This window comes from Streptomyces sp. CA-135486, assembly GCF_050936555.1.
GTDB lineage: Bacteria > Actinomycetota > Actinomycetes > Streptomycetales > Streptomycetaceae > Streptomyces.
Window position 1 is genome coordinate 233,809 of record NZ_JBNJMM010000002.1, and the last position, 17,543, is coordinate 251,351.

15 protein-coding genes are annotated in these 17,543 nt (G+C 70.6%); 10 read left to right on the forward strand and 5 right to left on the reverse strand.

Features of this window, described 5'->3' with window-relative positions; translation table 11 throughout:
• Positions 1-28 precede the first annotated feature (28 nt).
• A complete protein-coding gene (locus ACQEVG_RS20145; RefSeq protein ID WP_432985915.1) occupies positions 29-1,384 on the reverse strand; it encodes a glutamine synthetase family protein in 1,356 nt (451 codons plus the stop codon).
• 263 nt (positions 1,385-1,647) lie between these two features.
• On the opposite strand from ACQEVG_RS20145, the gene ACQEVG_RS20150 reads away from it, so the two are divergent.
• Positions 1,648-2,220 carry a MarR family winged helix-turn-helix transcriptional regulator gene (locus ACQEVG_RS20150; protein ID WP_432985917.1) on the forward strand — a complete coding sequence of 191 codons (573 nt, stop codon included), beginning with the start codon at positions 1,648-1,650 and terminating at the stop codon, positions 2,218-2,220.
• Positions 2,221-2,392: 172 nt separating this feature from the next.
• The gene (locus tag ACQEVG_RS20155; RefSeq protein WP_432985919.1) at positions 2,393-3,199 is read left to right on the forward strand and encodes an acetoacetate decarboxylase family protein; all 807 of its coding nucleotides are present in this window, start codon (positions 2,393-2,395) and stop codon (positions 3,197-3,199) included.
• Between the two features lie 84 nt (positions 3,200-3,283).
• On the opposite strand, the gene ACQEVG_RS20160 is transcribed toward ACQEVG_RS20155, so the two are convergent.
• The 3 genes from ACQEVG_RS20160 to ACQEVG_RS20170 all read right to left on the reverse strand — a co-directional run bounded on the left by ACQEVG_RS20160 (position 3,284) and on the right by ACQEVG_RS20170 (position 8,047).
• Positions 3,284-5,740: a SpoIIE family protein phosphatase gene (locus ACQEVG_RS20160; RefSeq protein WP_432985921.1), complete on the reverse strand. Its 2,457-nt coding sequence runs from the start codon at positions 5,738-5,740 to the stop codon at positions 3,284-3,286.
• Between the two features lie 103 nt (positions 5,741-5,843).
• Positions 5,844-6,563 (reverse strand): gamma-glutamyl-gamma-aminobutyrate hydrolase family protein, encoded by a 720-nt coding sequence (locus ACQEVG_RS20165; protein ID WP_432985923.1) that lies wholly within the window; start codon positions 6,561-6,563, stop codon positions 5,844-5,846.
• Positions 6,560-8,047: an aldehyde dehydrogenase gene (locus tag ACQEVG_RS20170; RefSeq protein ID WP_432985925.1), complete on the reverse strand. Its 1,488-nt coding sequence runs from the start codon at positions 8,045-8,047 to the stop codon at positions 6,560-6,562. The genes ACQEVG_RS20165 and ACQEVG_RS20170 overlap by 4 nt, the downstream gene beginning before the upstream one ends.
• A 123-nt stretch (positions 8,048-8,170) precedes the next feature.
• On the opposite strand from ACQEVG_RS20170, the gene ACQEVG_RS20175 reads away from it, so the two are divergent.
• From ACQEVG_RS20175 to ACQEVG_RS20200, 6 genes are all read left to right on the forward strand, one after another.
• Entirely contained in the window at positions 8,171-9,655 is a 1,485-nt protein-coding gene (locus ACQEVG_RS20175) for an aldehyde dehydrogenase (protein WP_432985927.1), read from the forward strand.
• Positions 9,648-10,607: a catechol 1,2-dioxygenase gene (locus ACQEVG_RS20180; RefSeq protein ID WP_432985929.1), complete on the forward strand. Its 960-nt coding sequence runs from the start codon at positions 9,648-9,650 to the stop codon at positions 10,605-10,607. Before ACQEVG_RS20175 ends, ACQEVG_RS20180 begins: the two co-directional genes overlap by 8 nt.
• Entirely contained in the window at positions 10,600-11,448 is an 849-nt protein-coding gene (locus tag ACQEVG_RS20185; protein WP_432985931.1) for a fumarylacetoacetate hydrolase family protein, read from the forward strand. Before ACQEVG_RS20180 ends, ACQEVG_RS20185 begins: the two co-directional genes overlap by 8 nt.
• Positions 11,449-11,473: 25 nt before the next feature.
• Positions 11,474-12,838 carry a pyridoxal phosphate-dependent decarboxylase family protein gene (locus tag ACQEVG_RS20190; protein ID WP_432985933.1) on the forward strand — a complete coding sequence of 455 codons (1,365 nt, stop codon included), beginning with the start codon at positions 11,474-11,476 and terminating at the stop codon, positions 12,836-12,838.
• Positions 12,839-12,873: 35 nt separating this feature from the next.
• Positions 12,874-13,575, forward strand: coding sequence for a type 1 glutamine amidotransferase (locus tag ACQEVG_RS20195; RefSeq protein WP_432985935.1), 702 nt, complete (start codon positions 12,874-12,876; stop codon positions 13,573-13,575).
• Between the two features lie 144 nt (positions 13,576-13,719).
• Positions 13,720-15,201: an APC family permease gene (locus ACQEVG_RS20200; protein WP_432985937.1), complete on the forward strand. Its 1,482-nt coding sequence runs from the start codon at positions 13,720-13,722 to the stop codon at positions 15,199-15,201.
• Positions 15,202-15,212: 11 nt separating this feature from the next.
• On the opposite strand, the gene ACQEVG_RS20205 is transcribed toward ACQEVG_RS20200, so the two are convergent.
• Entirely contained in the window at positions 15,213-15,998 is a 786-nt protein-coding gene (locus ACQEVG_RS20205; protein WP_432985939.1) for a DUF72 domain-containing protein, read from the reverse strand.
• Between the two features lie 382 nt (positions 15,999-16,380).
• Here ACQEVG_RS20205 and ACQEVG_RS20210 point away from each other — a divergent pair, with 382 nt between their 5' ends.
• Together ACQEVG_RS20210 and ACQEVG_RS20215 are read left to right on the forward strand one after the other, a co-directional pair.
• Positions 16,381-16,665: a hypothetical protein gene (locus tag ACQEVG_RS20210; protein WP_432985941.1), complete on the forward strand. Its 285-nt coding sequence runs from the start codon at positions 16,381-16,383 to the stop codon at positions 16,663-16,665.
• Positions 16,658-17,428, forward strand: coding sequence for a DUF2637 domain-containing protein (locus ACQEVG_RS20215; protein ID WP_432985943.1), 771 nt, complete (start codon positions 16,658-16,660; stop codon positions 17,426-17,428). The genes ACQEVG_RS20210 and ACQEVG_RS20215 overlap by 8 nt, the downstream gene beginning before the upstream one ends.
• Positions 17,429-17,543: the final 115 nt, after the last annotated feature.

Here is a 17,543-nt window from a genome sequence, read left to right on the forward strand (position 1 = left end):
TCTGTGGGCCGTGCAGCGGAGCCGGCGGTCAGAGCAGCTGGGCGTACTCGCGGAACTCCCAGTCCGTGACGTGCCGTCGGAAGCGGGCCAGCTCGTCGCGCTTGAAGGTGAGGAAGGCGTCGACGAAGGGTTTGCCCAGTACCTCGGTGAGTTCGTGGTCGGCTTCCAGGGCGTCGAGCGCGTCGCCGAGGTGGGTCGGCAGCTTGGGGGCGCTGGTGGGGTCGTATCCGTAGCCGCTCATCGGGGCGGCCGGCTCGGCCGCGGCACGGATGCCCAGATGGACGGCGGCGACCAGGCCGGCGATGGCGAGATAGGGGTTGGCGGTGGCGTCACCGAGGCGCATTTCCAGGCGGGATCCGCTGCCGCGCTCGGGCGGGATCCGCACCATGGCACCGCGGTTGTCCAGACCCCAGTCGATGAGCCAGGGCGCGGCGGTGTCGGGGCCGAAGCGCTTGTAGGAGTTGATCGTCGGGTTGAACAGGGCGGCGAGTGCGGGCGCGTGGGCGAGCAGACCGGCGATGGCGTGGTGGGCGGTGTCGGACAGTCCATGCGCCTGGCCGGGTGCGTCGAAGACGTTGCGGCCTTCCGCGTCGATGACGGAGATGTGCAGGTGGAAGCCGGAACCGCCGCCGTCGTTGAGGGGTTTGGCCATAAAGGTCGCCAAGCGGCCCTCGGCGCGGGCGAGTTCCTTGACCGCGGCCTTGAAGCGGAAGGCCCGGTCGGCGGCGTCCAGGGCCTCGGAGTGGTCGAGATTGATCTCGAACTGGCCGCCGTCGAACTCCCGGTTGCCGCCGCTGGCGCCGATGCCGATGTCGTGCAGAAGGCGCAGCGTGCGCAGCAGGTGTCCGTCCGGGTCGCCCTTGCGCCCGACGGTGTAGACATTGCCCGGTGTGGCGGCGTAGCGGCGCCAGCCGACGGGCGATGCGGGGTCGGGGTCGAGCAGGACGTACTCCAGCTCGGGGCCGACCACGGCCGTCAGCCCCCTCTCGGCCAGTTGTCCGGTGACCCGGCGCAGCAGGTCGCGGGGTGATTCGGGCGCGGGCAGCCCTGTCTCGGGGTCATGGGCGTCGCCTATGCACCAGGCCACCCCCGGTTCCCAGGGGAGCGGGACCAGGGTGCTCAGGTCGGGCCGTACGGCGATGTCGGGCATGCCGGCGTCGAGGCCGCCGGGGATGTCGGAATGGTCGCCCAGCGCGCCGGTGTGGTAGATCGCGCGGCAGAAGGCCAGGCCGTGGCCGGTCGCGCTCGGCAGGTGGTGGAGCAGGACGTCCCGGCCGCGGTCGGAGCCGATGAGGTCGGGGTAGGAGATGCGTACGACATCGATGCCCTGGGCGGCGAGTGCCTCGATCTTCTGCTGGATCTGTCCGGACTGGTCGGTGCTCACCGTCTGTCTCCTCAGGTACGGGCAGGATGCGGCGGTACGTGGAAATCTCGCCCGTATCCCCATGGTGCACATGAGATCTGTGCCCTGAGCGGGCTGCGGTGACGCCACAGCTATTCGTTTGAAGCCAAACGGTATGCTCGGGAAGGCTCCCCTGCAAGAGGTGGTCCGCAATCTGGATCCAGCCGCGGGGTGGCGGGTTAGATTTGGGAGCAAACGAGCCAAGTGGGGCGGCGGGAGTGCCGCTCGCGACCGAGGGGGAACCAGTGTCCGGCCACCGATCCATCGTCGAGACCGAGAAGGCTGTCCAGGAGAAGCTCGGCGACTTCCAGCTGCAGAGAGAGCAGATGGCGGCCGTCGCCAACATCCATCGCGCGGCGGCCGCCGTCCGGCAGCATCTGGAGAATTCGGTGCTGCGGCCGTCCGAGCTGACCTGGACCGGGTTCGTGGTCCTCTGGGTGCTGTGGATCTGGGGCGAGACGGAGACGCGTCATGTGGCCGAGGAGGCGGGCATCACCAAGGGCACGCTCACCGGTGTCGCCCGGACCCTGGAGTCGCGGGGGCTGGTGTCGCGTTCCGTCCACCCCGAGGACGGCCGGCGGGTGCTGCTCGCGCTGACCCCGCAGGGCGAGGAGGCCATGGAGAAGCTCTTCCCGGCTTTCAACACCGAAGAGGCGTTCGTGGCCTCGCGGCTCAGCTCCGAGGAGTGTCTGCGGCTCGCGGACGGCCTGCGTGCCATCGTCGCCCAGCTCGAAGAGCACGGCGAGGAGCGGCGGCTGGAGCTGCTGGGCGGGGCGGAGCCCAAGCCGCGCCGGTCGGGCCGGCGGCCGCGGGCCTGATTGCCCGGCGCTTCTGCTCGTCGGCACGAACGGTGCTCGGGTGGCCGCGGTCGCCGGTGGCCACCCAGGCCCGGCGGTGGTTGTCCGCTCGCGGGGCTTGCGGGAGTGCCACCCCCCGGAGTTATCGTATGGATCCAAACGATTATTCGCTCCACCCGGCAAAGGAGGCGCCATGGCCGGCGTCCGCGGATTCTTCCACCCCAAGAGCGCTACCGGCGGCTCGTCCCTGGTCCCCGCGCCCCCGTGGTACTACTCCGGCGACCTGATCACCATCGAGTACCGGACCGAGCCCGCGCGGGTCGCGGAACTGCTTCCGGAACCACTGGAGTTGGCCGACGAGGACCCGGGCGCGGTCGCCCTGATCTGGGCCGACTGGCAGTCCTGCAGCGGTTCGAAGGAGGAGCTGCTCGACCCGGTGCGCTCGCAGTACAAGGAGTGCTTCGCGGTGGTGCGCTGCACCTACCGGGGGAAGACGTACTCCCGCTGCGTGTACATCTGGGTGGACAAGGACTTCGCGATCGCGCGCGGCTTCCACCAGGGCTACCCGAAAAAGCTCGGCTCGATCCATATGACGCGTCCCCATCCCTTCGGGCCCGCGCCGCGGATCGAGGCCGGGGCGGCCTTCGGGGCGACCCTCGCCGCGGCCGACCGGCGGCTGGCCGAGGCGGTGGTGACGCTGCGGGAGCCGGCTGCCGGCAACGGCTTTGTGAACAGCCATCCGATGGCCCACCACCGCTGGCTGCCGTCGATCGAGAAGGGCAAGGGGCTGGCGCTCGACGAGTTGATCGAGACGGGTGCCGCATCCTTCGAGGCCGGTCGGCCCTGGGTGGCCGACGCGGACCTGGCGCTCTTCGAAGCCCCGACCGAAGAACTGGCCCGATTGGAGGTCAAGGAGCTCATCGGCGCCTACTACCGGCAGGTGGGCGTGTGCTGGGACGGTGGCAGTCTGCTGGAGTCGGGCACCTCGGGCGCCGAGTAGCGCCGGGCCTCGGCTTCGTACAGCGAGCGGGTGAAAGGGTGTTGCCCGCAACGGGCGGGCACTGCCCGGACCTGGGTGCCGGACCTAGGCAGCGGCGCCGGGGCCCTCGTGGAGAGGCTGCTCGGCCCAGATGGTCTTGCCACGAGAGTCGTAGCGTGTGCCCCAGAACTCGGCCAACTGCGCGACCATGAACAGCCCCCGGCCTCCCTCGTCGGTCTCCAGCGCATGCCGCACATGGGGAGTAGTACTGCTGCCGTCGGAGACCTCGCAGATCAGGCCGCGGTCGCGGATCATGCGCAGCCGGATCGGTGGAGAGCCGTAGTGGATGGCGTTGGTGACCAGTTCGCTGACTATCAATTCCGTGGTGAACTCCAGCTCTTCCAGGCCCCATTCGGCCAGCTTCCGGAGGGCGAGCGCACGTGCCGTGCCCACCACCTCGGGCTCGGACGCCAGCTCCCATGTGATGTGCAGGTCCGGATCCAGCCCCCGCATCCGCGCGACCAGCAGTGCCACATCGCCCTGCGGGCGGGTCGGCACCAGCCGGCGGATCACCGCGTCGCAGATGGTGTCGAGTGCGGGGGACGAGGAGAGAGCGGGCTCGGACAGGGCCGCGCGGAGCCGTTCGGCACCTGTGCCGGCGCTCTGCTCCCGCGACTCCACCAGACCGGCGGAGTACAGCACGAGCAGTTCCCCGTCGGCCAGAGTCACCTCGGCGTTCTCGAACGGGGACCCGCCCCGGCCGAGCGGAGGCCCGCCGGGCAGATCGAGGAGCTGGACCCTCCCGTCCGCCGAGGCGCGCGCGGGTGGCGGATGACCCGCGGCGGCCAGAACGCAGCGCCGTGAGATCGGATCGAAGACCGCGTACAAGCACGTTGTTCCGGCCGCCCCGGCGGTGAGCCCTTCGCCGTGCTCGTCGTGGAACCGGTTGACCTGGTCGTCGAGATGGGTCAGCAGCTCCTCGGGTGACAGATCGAGGTCGGCGAGCGTCCGCACGGCGGTGCGCAGCCGCCCCATGGTCACTGCCGCGTGCAGGCCGTGCCCCGCCACATCTCCCACCACCAGCGCCACTCGCGCGCTCGACAGCGGGATCACGTCGAACCAGGAACCGCCCAGCCCGGCATGCGCGCTCGCCGGCAGGTATCGCGACGCGGCGTCCAGTGCCCCCAGCGCCGGCAACCGCTGCGGAAGCAGACTGCGTTGCAGGGCCAGTGCCGTCGCCCGCTCCCGGCTGTAGCGACTCGCGTTGTCGATGCACACGGCGGCACGTGCCACGAACTCTTCGGCCAGCAGTACGTCATCCGCCTCGAACGGATGCGCCCGCTTGGAGCGTACGAAGACCGCCGTACCCAGTGCGGCGCCCCGCGCGAACATCGGGACCAGGAGCCATGAATGGACGCCGTACTCGCTCACCGTCGTGGCCCGGCCGGGGTCTGCCTCCGCGAACTCGGCGATCAGTTCCTCGCCCGACATCAGCCTGGGCTCGCCGCTCGCCAGGGCAAGCGTGAACAGTGATCCCGGCCCCGACGCGAAAGGGTCGATGTCTCCCATGGGAACCATGGCCTCGCTCCGCGCACCGGGTGCGACCGAGCTCGCCGCCCGGCGCATGGGCATGGCTCCGGGCACGGGACCGGCCACCGGCTCCGCGCCGCCGAAGACCGGGTCCAGCAGGTTGACATAGGCGTGGTCCGCGAACCGCGGGACCGCCACCTCGACGAGTTCCTGCGCGGTCTTCAGTACGTCCAGCGTGCTGCCGATCCGGGTGCTCGCATCGTTCACCAGCGCCAACCGCTCCTGCGCTCGGGCTCGTTCTGTTGCGTCGACCACGGCGTGCGCCAGCGCGATCACCTCCCCCGTCCGGCTCCGGAGCGGAAGGATGGACTCGGACCAGACGTGCTCACGGTCCGGGTCGTCGGGTCTGCGGCCACGCACCTCCGTCTCGAGCTGGGCCTCACCGGTCTGAAGGACTCGCCGCTGCCGCGCCTCGAAGGCCGCCATGTCCAGCAGGCCGGGAGGCGCCACGTCGGCCATGGTGCGCCCCCTGAACTCCCTGCCCGCGAACGTCCCGGCGCGGGCCTGCGCGTCGTTCTGGGCCAGGAAGCGCAGCTTCGTGTCGAAGACATCGATGACCACGGGTGATTCGGTGAACAGTCCTCTCAGGAGCGCATCCCCGAGTTCTTGCCGCCGTGCGGCGTCGGCATCCTGCACCTGGATCAGCCACTGCTGGTCACCGCCGGTGGACACCAGGGCACGTGCCTGCAAGGTGACCTCGATGCCGCGTCCGCTCCGGTGCCGCAGAACCGTCTGCCCCAGCTGGACCACCGAGTCCATGCCGCACCGCCCCACCAGGTCGGCGGCGTCCGAGCTGTGGTGCAGCAGATCGGTCCCGCGCCGGCCCCGGACCTCCTCCGCCGTGTAGCCGAGCAGGTGTTCCGCCTCCGGGCTCAGTCCGATCAGCACACCGTGCACATCCAGGACGGCGTAGGCCTCATCGCCCGGCTCCGAAAGGACGCCGGAAGCGTCGTGGAATACGGGGTCGTGCATCGCTCCGCCCACTTCTTGATCCGATGCGCTCAGTTCTCGGGGGCCTGGGCCAATTGTCTCTTCGATCTATTTCTTGTGCAGCCCGCGTGGCGGGCCGCCGGAGCTACGAGCGCGCTGCTTCCACCAGTGCCTCGAACAGGGCCCGACTCCTCGCGTCGGTGGCGGCGGTGTCCTCGGGATGCCACTGGACGGCGACGAGCCAGCCGGGTGAGCCGGGCCGTTCCAGCGCCTCGACGGTGCCGTCGGCTGCTCGGGCGGTGACCGTGAGGCCGCGGCCCGGCCGGTCCACGCACTGGTGGTGGTAGCAGGAGACGTCGGCCTTGTCGTCCGTGAGGGCGCCGGCAAGCAGGGAACCGGGCTCGACGACGACCGGGTGGGTGAGATGGCGGTGTTCGCCGTCCGGGCCGCCCATGTCCTGGCGGAGGGTGCCGTTCAATGCGGTGTTGACGATCTGCAGGCCGCGGCAGACCGCCAGGGTGGGAAGTCCGGTGTCCAGTGCGTGGTGGGCGAGGGCGAGGTCGAAGGCGTCCTGCTCGTCGTCGATGTCGTAGAGGTCGGGATGGGCGTGCTCGTCTCCGTACCGGTGCGGGGAGATGTCGCCGCCGCCGGGGAGCAGAAGTGCGTCGCAGCGCGCCAGGCGTTCGGCGACCTCAGTGGGGTCGGCCCGGCCGCCGGGGGCGTGGGGGTGCAGTGTGAACGGCTCGCCGCCCGCCCGGTAGACGGCCTCGACCAGGGCGCGGGCGTTGACCTCGGCGCGGTGGCGCAGTGCGGAGGCGGAGGCGGAGAAGCGGGCCGGGACGGCGATCAGCGGGCGGTACGTCACAGCTGGATCCAGGTGGTCTTGAGTTCGGTGAACTTCTCCAGGGCGTGCGCGGACTTGTCCCGGCCGTTGCCCGATTGTTTGTAGCCGCCGAAGGGGACGCCCAGGCCGCCCTCCTCGTAGCAGTTGATCCAGACGGTTCCGGCGCGAAGCCGCCGGGCCACCCGGTGGGCCGTGGAGAGGTCGGCGGTCCACAGCCCGGCGGCCAGCCCGTACTCGCTGTCGTTGGCGAGGGCGACGGCCTGCTCGACGGTGTCGAAGGTCAAGACGGACAGCACGGGGCCGAACACTTCCTCGCGGGCGAGCCGCATGTGGGGGGTGACCTGGTCGAACACGGTGGGCTGGACATGGAGGCCGCCATGGTCGGGGAGTGCGGAGCCGCCGGTGCGCAGCCGCGCGCCGTCCTGGTGGGCCCCGGCGATATGGCCGAGGACGCTGTCGAGCTGGCGGGCGGTGGCGATCGGGCCCATCTCGGTGGCCGGGTCGAGGGGATCGCCGACGTGCAGGGTGCGGGCACGCTCGACGACGGCGTCCACCACCTGCTCGGCGACAGAGGAATGCACCAGCAGCCGGGAGGGCGCGGTGCACATCTCGCCCGCGTTGAAGAAGATGCCCCAGGCGGCGGTCGCGGCGGCGGTGTCCAGGTCGGGTGCGTCGGGCAGCACGATGTTGGGTGATTTGCCGCCGAGCTCCAGCCAGACCCGCTTGAGGTTGGAGTCCGCGGCGTAGCGCAGATAGTGGCGGCCGACGGCGGTGGAGCCGGTGAAGGCGAGTACGTCGACATCGGGGTGGAGACCGAGGGCGCGGCCTGTCGCGGGGCCCTGGCCGGAGACCACGTTGAGTACGCCGTCGGGGAGCCCGGCCTCGGCGCCGAGGCGGCCGAGCCGCAGAGCGGACAGCGGGGTCTGCTCGGAGGGCTTGAGGACAACGGTGCATCCGGTGGCGAGCGCCGGTGCGATCTTCCATGCGGCGAGGGTGAGGGGGAAGTTCCACGGGACGACGGCGGCGACCACACCGATCGGTTCGCGGGTGACCAGGGCGAGAGCGTCCTCGCCTGCCTGCGGGGCCTCGTCGAGGTGTTTGTCGGCGAGTTCGGCGTAGTAGCGCAGGGTGTTGATGACGGCGCGCAGCTCGATGTCGTACGCCTCGGTGACCGGCTTGCCCATCTCCAGGCTGATGAGCAGGGCGAGCTCGGTGCGGTGCTCCTCGACCAGGTCCGCGAAGCGCTGCAGCACCCGGCCCCGCTCGGTGGCCGGCAGGCGGGGCCAGGGGCCGTGGTCGAAGGCGCGGCGGGCGGCGGCGACGGCGCGGTCGACCTCGTCGGGACCGCCGTCGGCGACCTCGGCCAGGACGCCGCCGTCACGGGGGGAGACCAACGGGAACACGCCGCCCTTGCCGGGTTCGTCGCTGCCGTCGATGAGGTGGTGCACGGGTGGCGCGAGGCTCGCGGCCAGGGACAGCCACTCCGCGTGGGTGGTAGGTGGCATGGAACCTCCCAGATTATGTTTGGGTTCAAACGATAGCCCCTGGCGTCCTTGCGGTGGAAGGTCTTGACCGGCCACCGGGTGCTGGCTAGTTTATTTGGAGCCAAACGATTCGGAGGCTCGCAGATGTCTGAACGGCACGACAGGGCGGTGGTGACGGTCGCCGGGGTGGCGGTCGACACCCGTCATTGGATCGACGGGCGACGGGTCGCCTCGTCGGCCACGTTCCCCGACGCCTCGCCCATGGACGGCGCCCCGCTCGCCGAGATCGCCCGGGGCGGCGCGGCCGAGGCGTCGGCCGCCGTGACCGCGGCCCGGGCCGCCTTTCCCGGCTGGGCGGCGACCGGCCGCGAGGAGCGGGCCCGCATCCTGCACGCCATCGCCGACGGTGTCGACAAGCGCACCGAGGAGCTGGCGGCCGTCGAGACCGCCGACAACGGCGCCCTGCTCCGCTCCCACCGCCGGGGCGTCATGCCGCGCGTCGCGCACAACTTCCGTTTCTTCGCCGACTGGCTGCTGACGCTGGGCCACGAGGACTTCGAGACGCGGGGTCACAGCAACCACGTCTCCTGGGACCCGGCAGGCGTCTGCGCGCTGATCACGCCCTGGAACGCCCCGCTGATGCTGGCCACATGGAAGGTCGCCCCCGCACTGGCCGCCGGAAACACGGTCGTCCTCAAGCCCGCCGAATGGTCTCCGCTCACCGCGTCCCTGCTCGCCGACATCGCCGCCGAGGCCGGACTCCCCGCCGGGGTGCTCAACGTCCTCCAGGGCTACGGCGAGGAGGCCGGCGCCGCCCTCGTCTCCGACCCGCGCGTGGCCCGGATCAGCTTCACCGGCTCCGTACCCACCGCCCGCCACATCGCGGGCGCCGCGGCAGCCAACCTGGTCCCCGTCAGCCTCGAACTCGGCGGCAAGTCCCCGCTGCTGGTCTTCGCCGACGCCGACCTCGACCTCGCCGTCGAGCTGGCCGTCGAGCAGTACGACAACGCCGGCCAGGTCTGTCTCGCCGGCACCCGGCTGCTCGTCGAGTCCTCCGTCGCCGAGGAGTTCACCCGGAGGTTCGTTGAGAAGGCCGCCACGCTGCGCCAGGGCGACCCGCGCGACGAGGCCACCGGCATCGGCCCCAACATCCACCCCGACCATGTCGCACGCATCGACGGTTTCGTACAGCGCGCACTGGCCTGTGGCGCCCGCGCCGTCATCGGCGGCGGCCCCAACACCGAGCTGGGTGGGTTCTACTACCTCCCGACCCTCCTCACGGACGTCGCCCCCGATGCCGAAATCGTCACGGAGGAAGTCTTCGGCCCCGTACTGACCCTGCAGACCTTCGACACCGAGGAGGAGGCCCTCACGCTGGCCAACGGCACCCGCTTCGGACTCGCCGCCACGCTCCTCACCGGTGACCAGGAGCGCGCGGACCGGGTCACGCGGCAGCTGGTCGCCGGCACGGTCTGGGTCAACTGCTTCTTCGTACGGGACCTTCAGGCCCCGTTCGGCGGCTCGCGCCAGTCCGGCATCGGCCGCGAGGGCGGTACCTGGAGCTTCGACTTCTACTGCGACGTCAAGAACACCGTCACCGCGCCGAAGGGCTTTGCGCACCATGGGTGAGATCGTCGGGGCCGGGATCGTCGCCCATGTGCCCACCATCATGCTGCCCGAGGCCACCCGGCGGGAGCTCAACCACGGCGAGGACACCACCCTGGTCGCCGGTCTCGAGCGGCTGCGCCGCGAGGTCTTCGAGACGGCCGACTACGACACCGTGGTGCTGCTGGACTCGCACTGGGCCACCACCGTGGAGTTCGTCGTCACCGCGCACGACCGGCGCGCCGGGCTGTTCACCTCCGAGGAACTGCCGCGCGGAATGTGCCGGATCCCGTACGACTTTCCCGGTGACCCCGAACTCGCCCACGCCATAGCCGCGCACGACGAGAAGCACGGCACCTGGATCACCCCGATCGACGACCAGTACCTGCCGATCTTCTACGCGACAGTCAACCCGTGGAAGTACCTCGGCGTCGAGGGCAAGCGATGGATCTCCATCGGCGTGTGCCAGACCGCGGACACCGAGGACTATCTCCGGCTCGGCCGGGCGATCGCGGACGGCATCGCCGCCACCGACCGCAAGGTCCTGTTCATCGCCTCGGGCGCCCTGTCGCACACCTTCTGGCCGCTGCGCCGGATCCGCGACCACGAGGCGAGCGGCCTCGAGCACATCTTCACCCCTGAAGCGCGCGCGGCCGACGAGGAGCGCATCGACTGGTTCCGGGAGGGGCGCCACGACCGGGTCCTGCAGACCATGCCCGAGTTCCTCGCGTACAAGCCCGAAGCCCGCTTCGGCCACTACCTGACGATGGCCGGCGCACTTGGCGAGGAGCGCCTGAGCGCTCCCGGCCGGCTGTTCAGCGCGTACGAGAACTCGGTCGGCACCGGCCAGGTGCACATCTGGTTCGACCGGCCGGCGGCCGGCTGGACCGCCCCGCGTGCCAACCGGGGCGGCCTGCGCCACGACCCCCATCACCATGTCGACCCTCATCACCACGAGGAGCCCCTCCATGCCTGAGTACCGCCGCATTCTGCTCGACGGCGCCGTGGCCGAGGTCGTCCGCGAGGGTGATCAGCTCGTCGCCGCCGACGGCCGCCGGGTGAAGACCGGCGAGGCGCACCATCTGCCGCCCGTCGTTCCGTCCAAGGTCGTCGCGGTGCACCTCAACCACCGCAGCCGGGTGGCGGAGTTCCAGACCTCGCTGCCGCCCGCGCCCACCTATTTCCACAAGCCCACCTCGTCGCTCAACGCGCACGGCGGCGCGATCGTCCGCCCCGAGGGCTGTCAGTACCTCAACTACGAGGGCGAGGTGGCCATCGTCATCGGCAGGACGTGCCGCAATGTCTCCCCGGCCGAGGCGGGGGAGTACATCGCCGGTTACACCGTCGCCAATGACTACGGCCTGCACGACTTCCGCGACACCGACGCCGGCTCCATGCTCCGCGTCAAGGGTTCCGACACCCTGTGCCCGCTCGGCCCCGGCCTGGTCACCGACTGGGACTTCCACGGCAAGCGGCTGCGTACGTACGTCAACGGCGAGGTGGTCCAGGACGGCTCCACGGACGAGATGGAGTGGGACATGCACTATCTCGTCGCGGACATCGCCCGCACCATCACCCTCTTCCCGGGCGACGTGCTGCTCTCCGGCACCCCGGCCAACTCCCGCCCGGTCCAGCCCGGCGATGTGGTCGACGTCGAGGTCGAAGGTCTCGGGAAGCTCACCAACCACATCGTCACCGGCCCGGTCCCGGTGCGCGACGACTGCGGAGCCCAGCCCACCGCGTCCGAAGAGGTGCTGTCCACCACCTTCGGCGGCGACTGGGAGTTCCGCGGCATCCGCCGGCCCCAGCGGCCCTGAACCAGTACGAACAGGAGAGAACCCCATGGATCTGCGCTACTGGCTCGAAGCGGCCGTGACATCCAACGAGGAATGGGCGAGCGGCTTCGGCCCCTTGGCCGGGCATCCGTCACTTCAGGTCGACGACGCGCGGTTCGCCGCCGCGTTCGGAACCTTCACCGAACGGCTGAAGGACAACTACCCGTTCTTCCACCCCCGTTATGCCGGGCAGATGCTCAAGCCGCCGCACCCGGCCGCCGTCGTCGGCTACCTCGCCGCCATGCTGGTCAACCCCAACAACCACGCCCTGGACGGCGGTCCGGCCACCGCGCAGATGGAGCGCGAGGCCGTCCAGCAGCTCGCCACGATGTTCGGCTACGACACCCACCTCGGCCACCTCACGACCAGCGGAACCATCGCCAACCTCGAAGCGCTCTTCGTGGCCCGGGAGCTCCACCCCGGCAAGGGCATCGCCTACAGCACCGAGGCCCACTACACACACGGCCGGATGTGCGGGGTCCTCGGCGTGGAGGGATATCCGGTCGCGGTGGACGACAGCGGCCGGATGGACCTCGACGCGCTGGAGGAGCTGCTGCGGACGGGGCGTGTCGGCACGGTGGTGCTCACCACCGGTACCACCGGGCTCGGCGCCGTCGAACCGGTCCACGAGGCGCTGGCGCTGCGCGAGCGATACGGCGTGCGCATCCATGTCGACGCCGCCTACGGAGGGTTCTTCACCCTGCTGGCCGGCGCCGACGGTCCCGAGGGGCTGCCCGAGGCGCCGTGGCGTGCCATCGCCGAGTGCGAGTCGATCGTGATCGATCCGCACAAACACGGACTCCAGCCGTACGGGTGCGGCGCGGTGCTGTTCCGCGACCCGTCCGTCGGCCGCTTCTATCTGCACGACTCGCCGTACACGTACTTCACCTCCGAGGAACTGCACCTCGGCGAGATCAGCCTGGAGTGCTCCCGCGCGGGCGCGGCCGCGGCTGCCCTGTGGCTCACGTTCCAGCTGCTGCCGCCCACCCGTGACGGGCTCGGCCAGGTGCTGGCCGCCGGCCGCCGTGCCGCGCTGCGCTGGTCCGAACTCATCGAGGAATCGGAGTACCTGGAGCTCTACCAGGCCCCGGAACTCGACATCGTCAGCTACTTCCCGGTGACCGAGCCCCTCACTCTGTCGCGGATCGACGAGGCGTCGGGGCGGATCCTGCAGGCCGGTATGACCGATGCCGACGACCCGCTGTTCCTGAGCACCCTGCGTATCGGGGCCGACCGGCTCACCGCCCGGCACCCGAAACTCGACCCCGACGCCGACGGCGCCCGCATTCTGCGCAGCGTCCTGATGAAGCCCGAATCCGAGGACTACGTGGACCATCTCCACCAGCGCCTGGAACAGCTCGCCCGCGCCTGACGGCACCCGACCGCAGACCGAGGGAGCGCCGACAGGTGCGGGCACTGATCATCGAGCACGAGCACGTGTCCACCCCGGGATACGTGGGCGAGCGGCTGGCGCAGCGGGGCTACGACCTCACCGAACTGGTCGTCGTCCCGGCGGAACGGTTCACCGACCCCGGGGTGGCACGGGTCTTCCCCGCAGCCGAGGCGTACGACCTCGTCGTTGCCCTGGGTGCGCCGTGGTCGGTGGACCACACCGAGCTCATCGGGCCATGGATAACGCCCGAGCTGGACCTGCTGCGCGCCGCGCACGCCGCCGGGGTGCCCGTGCTCGGCATCTGCTTCGGCGGTCAGGCACTGGCGACCGCGCTCGGCGGCCGGGTCGAGCGCTCCCCGCGCTTCGAGCTCGGCTGGACCACGGTCCACTCCGACGATGCCCAACTCGTGCCGGGGGGGCCGTGGTTCCAGTACCACGGTGACCGGTGGCGCCTGCCGCCCGGCGCGCGGGAGATCGCACGCAACAGCGTCTGCTCCCAGGCGTTCGTGCACGGCCGCAGTATGGCTGTGCAGTTCCATCCGGAGCTCACTTCGGCCACGCTCGAGAACTGGCTCGTCCACGGCGGCGACGCCAAGGCGGACGAGCTCGGCCTGGACACCGCCGCTCTGCTGGCCCGTACGCGTACCGAGGCCCCGCACGCCCGGGTGCGCGCCCACCTCCTCGTCGATTCTTTTCTGTCTCTGCCCGCTCGGTAGCGGGGGCGCGCAGACCCTTGCAGGAAATCGTTTGGGTCCTTACGATCCCCTCAATGGGCCGTAGTGGCCCAAATGAGAAAATTATCGGGCCATCGGTCACCTCGGTTGCCACGGCCTCGTCCCCGACCCACGGGAGTGCCAGTCATGGCCGTCGAACAGCTCTCCACCCCCTCCACGGACAGCCCCCCGAGACGTGGCATCGGTGTCTCGCACATCGTCTTCTTCGTCGTCGCGGCATCCGCGCCGCTGACCGTCGCCGCGGGGGGAAGCCCGCAGGCCTTCGCCGTCACCGGCTCGGTGGGCTACCCGCTCGCCTTCCTCGTCCTGACGGTCGTCCTCGTCGTCTTCAGCGCCGGCTACGCGGCGATGAGCCGCCACATCACCAACGCCGGCGCCTTCTACTCCTACGTGGCGCAGGGCCTGGGCCGGTCGCTCGGTGTGGGCACGTCCTTCGTCGCGCTCGTGTCCTACAACGCCATGCAGATCGGGATCTACGGCCTGTTCGGCTACACCGCCGCCGACCTCGCCGAGACCCGGCTCGGCCTCGATCTGCCGTGGTGGGTGTACGTCCTGGCGTGCATAGCCGCCGTCGGCGTACTCGGCTACCGGCGCATCGACCTCAACGCCAAGGTGCTCGCGGTCCTGCTCGTGATCGAGACGGTGACCGTCGCCGTCTTCGACGCGGGACAGTTCCTCGACCCCGGCCCGCAGGGCATCTCGGCCACCCCGCTGTCCTACGACGCGCTCGCCACCGGAGCGGTCGGCGCTGCCTTCTGTTTCGCGATGGCGGGCTTCATGGGATTCGAATCCGGCGCCATCTACGGCGAGGAGTGCCGGGATCCGCGGCGCACCATCCCCCGCGCCACCTACTTGGCGGTCGTCCTCATGGGCGTCTTCTACGCCCTGTCGGCCTGGGCGCTCGCGATCGGCGCCGGACCCGGCCTCGTCGTCGGCGCCGCACAGGAGCAGGGGCCCGGCCTCTTCTTCGCCCTCGGAGAGCAGCGGTTGGGCAGCGCCTTCGGCGACATCGCGAACGTCTTCTTCCTGACCAGCCTCCTCGCGGCCATCCTGTCCTTCCACAACGCCGTCGCGCGCTACTCCTTCGCCCTCGGACGGGAGCACGTGCTCCCCGGCGCGCTGGGCGCCGTCCACCCCCGGCACCGCTCACCCCACGTCAGCTCGCTCGCCCAGACCGGGCTCGCGGCCCTGACGGTCATCGTGTTCGCGGCCGCCGGCCTGGACCCGCTGGCAACCCTGTTCACCTGGCTCACCAACCTCGGGGCCCTGGGAGTCATCTTCCTGCTGACGGTCGTCTCCGCCGCGGTCATCGGGTTCTTCGCCCGCGACGGGCGCGGCGAGCGGCTGTGGAGCCGCGCCGTCGCCCCGGTCCTCGGCGGGACCGCCCTGGCCGCCGTCTTCATCACCGCTCTGATCAACTTCGATGTGCTGCTGGGCGCGGCGAAGGACTCGTCCCTGACGTGGATCCTTCCCGGTGTACTGCTCGCGGCAGGCATCGCCGGTGTCGCCTTCGGCCTCTTTCTCAAGTTCCGCCGCCCGCTCGTCCACAAAGGCATCGGCCACGGCGCCGACGAGGGCACGCAGCTGTCCGACAGTCATCGCGGATGAGGCCGCGTCGCTCAGGAGCTGGACCACTGTGCCCGGGCCGGCGGTGTACGGCTCACCGTCCGGCCCGACGCGGCCGCTGCCCGGGCGAACTTCACGGCGTCCACCACGGCAGCACCACCCGTGTCGTTGTTGAAGTAGACGTACACATCGTCCTGGTCCGGCCAGGCGTCGGCGATGCGTCCGGCCCAGGACTTCAGCGCCTGGCGGCCGTAGCGCGGCGATGGCTCGGCGAGGCCGCCGTGAAACCGCACGTACCCCCACGAGGCGGTACGCCACAGTGGCGTCACGGGGCGGGACCCCCGGTCCGCCCAGCACAGTGCGCTGCTGTGCCGTTCCAGCACGGCCCGCAGCTCCCGCTCCGACTCCCACCACGAGGTGTGGCGGAGTTCGACGGCCACCCGGACCGTGCGGGGGAAGCAGCTCAGGCAGGCGTCCAGAGCCCCGATGTCCTGCCGGAAGTTGGGCGGCAGTTGCAGCAGTACGGGCCCCAGTCTCCCGCCCAGGCCCTCGGTCCGGTCCATCAGTCGGCGCACCGGCTCCTCGGGGTCGCGCAGCCGCTTGATGTGGGTGAGGTAGCGGCTGGCCTTGACCGCCATGACGAAGCCTTCCGGCGTCCGCTCCCGCCAGGACGCGAAGGTGTCGGTAGCGGGAAGCCGGTAGAAGGCGTTGTTGTTCTCCACAGTGGCGAAGTGGCGGGCGTACTCCTCCAGCCACAGCCGCTGCGGCTGCCCGGGCGGATAGAGAACACCGCGCCAGTCCTTGTACTGCCACCCTGAGGTTCCGACGAGCAGAGGCATGGTCAGATCTCTGCCCGTTCTTCCCCTTTTGTCGCGTCCTCAAGGGCGCCGGTTACGGTCGCGCCGCCGGGGGCTGTCCGGCCGGCGCCCGGAGCGGGACGCGTACGGCGCGGACTGAGCCCGGGCCGGCCCGCAGGCCCGGGCCACCCGACCGGAGTCTCGACGGCCGGACAAGAGTCGGGGGGAGCCGGAGTGTAAGTATGGCTACGGGTCAACCCGGTGGCGGATGAGCCATCCTCCGGTGGCGACAGGTCACCCGGACGCCGGTCATCCGAGTGCGTGCCCCGTTCGTTTGATGTGCGTGACATCACCGAAGCTGTATCGCTCATTGCGCGGAAGACGACCCAGCGACACCAGCCGCGGAGGGTGCCCGCCCGACCCGGTGGCGGGGCACGCAGGACATATCACCGGTCAGGCCGCGGACAGTGCCGACCGGGTGGTCCCGCACTACTTTGTCGACGTGCTGGACGAGTTGCTGCAGGAACTGGAGTGCATCCAGAGCGACTTCCACCGCCGCCTTCATGCCGTACTGCCCGCCCCGCCCCAGTACGCCCCGACGCAGCGGGGTACTGACGCCGGCACCATGACGAGGCCCCGGCCTCCCGCACACTCGCCCGGCGCCTCGTACAAGGCCGGTGAGAGGCTGGGGCAGACGCGGCATGTATGACGGTCCCGAGTTGTTCGATGGCTACCAGATGCCACCCCACGGCACGCTGGAGTCCGACGCGCAGTGGTCGGCCGACCATGCGTTGCGCGCGCAAAATGGTTTCCTCCCGCCCGATATGGACCAGACACTTCCGGGCGAAGGGCTGTCCTGGGAAGGCGAGGCGCTGTCCTGGAAGGGCGAAGCGCTGGACTGGGAAGCAGAGCTGGCTCAGCTGCTGGGCACCTCCGCACCGCAAAGCGCCCCGGCCCCCGCGGCCTTTCCCCGGCCCCGCTCCCACACCCGCCGCAAACCCAAGGCCACCCAGCGCTTCCAGGGCTGGACGTGGCTGCGTGTGGTCAGCTTCAGTCTCGCGACGCTCACCGCGTTCGTCATGACCGTCGTCAGCGTCTACAGCGTGATGGTCTCCTACGACCCGCTGTTGTACGTGGCCGCCCCCGGGGTGCCGGCAGACCTGGCACAGGGCTGGCCGCTCCTGGTCTTCGGGCCCTGGCTGGTTGCTTCGCTGTCGATCCTGCGCATCACACTGCACCGGCGCCGGGCCCCGCACGCCTGGGCTGTCGTGGTGTTCTTCGCCGCCATCGCGGTGGCTCTGTGCGTCAGCAACGCACCGAGGACACTGCCCGGCATCGCGGTGGCCGCCCTGCCCCCGGTAGCCGCTCTGTCCTGTTTCCACCAATTCATTCGTCAACTCGTCCTGACCCACCCCACCCATCCCCGCCACACCCTGTCCCGCCACCGGGCCGCCCATCGCGCCACCCCCTGACGCCCACGCCGCAGCCCGCTCGGCGATGGCCAGGAGGCCCGGTCGTCCGCGATGTGGCGGACGGCCGGCTGTTGTTGCCGCGGTCGGCCCGGTGGCCGAGGGTGGTGGAGGGCGT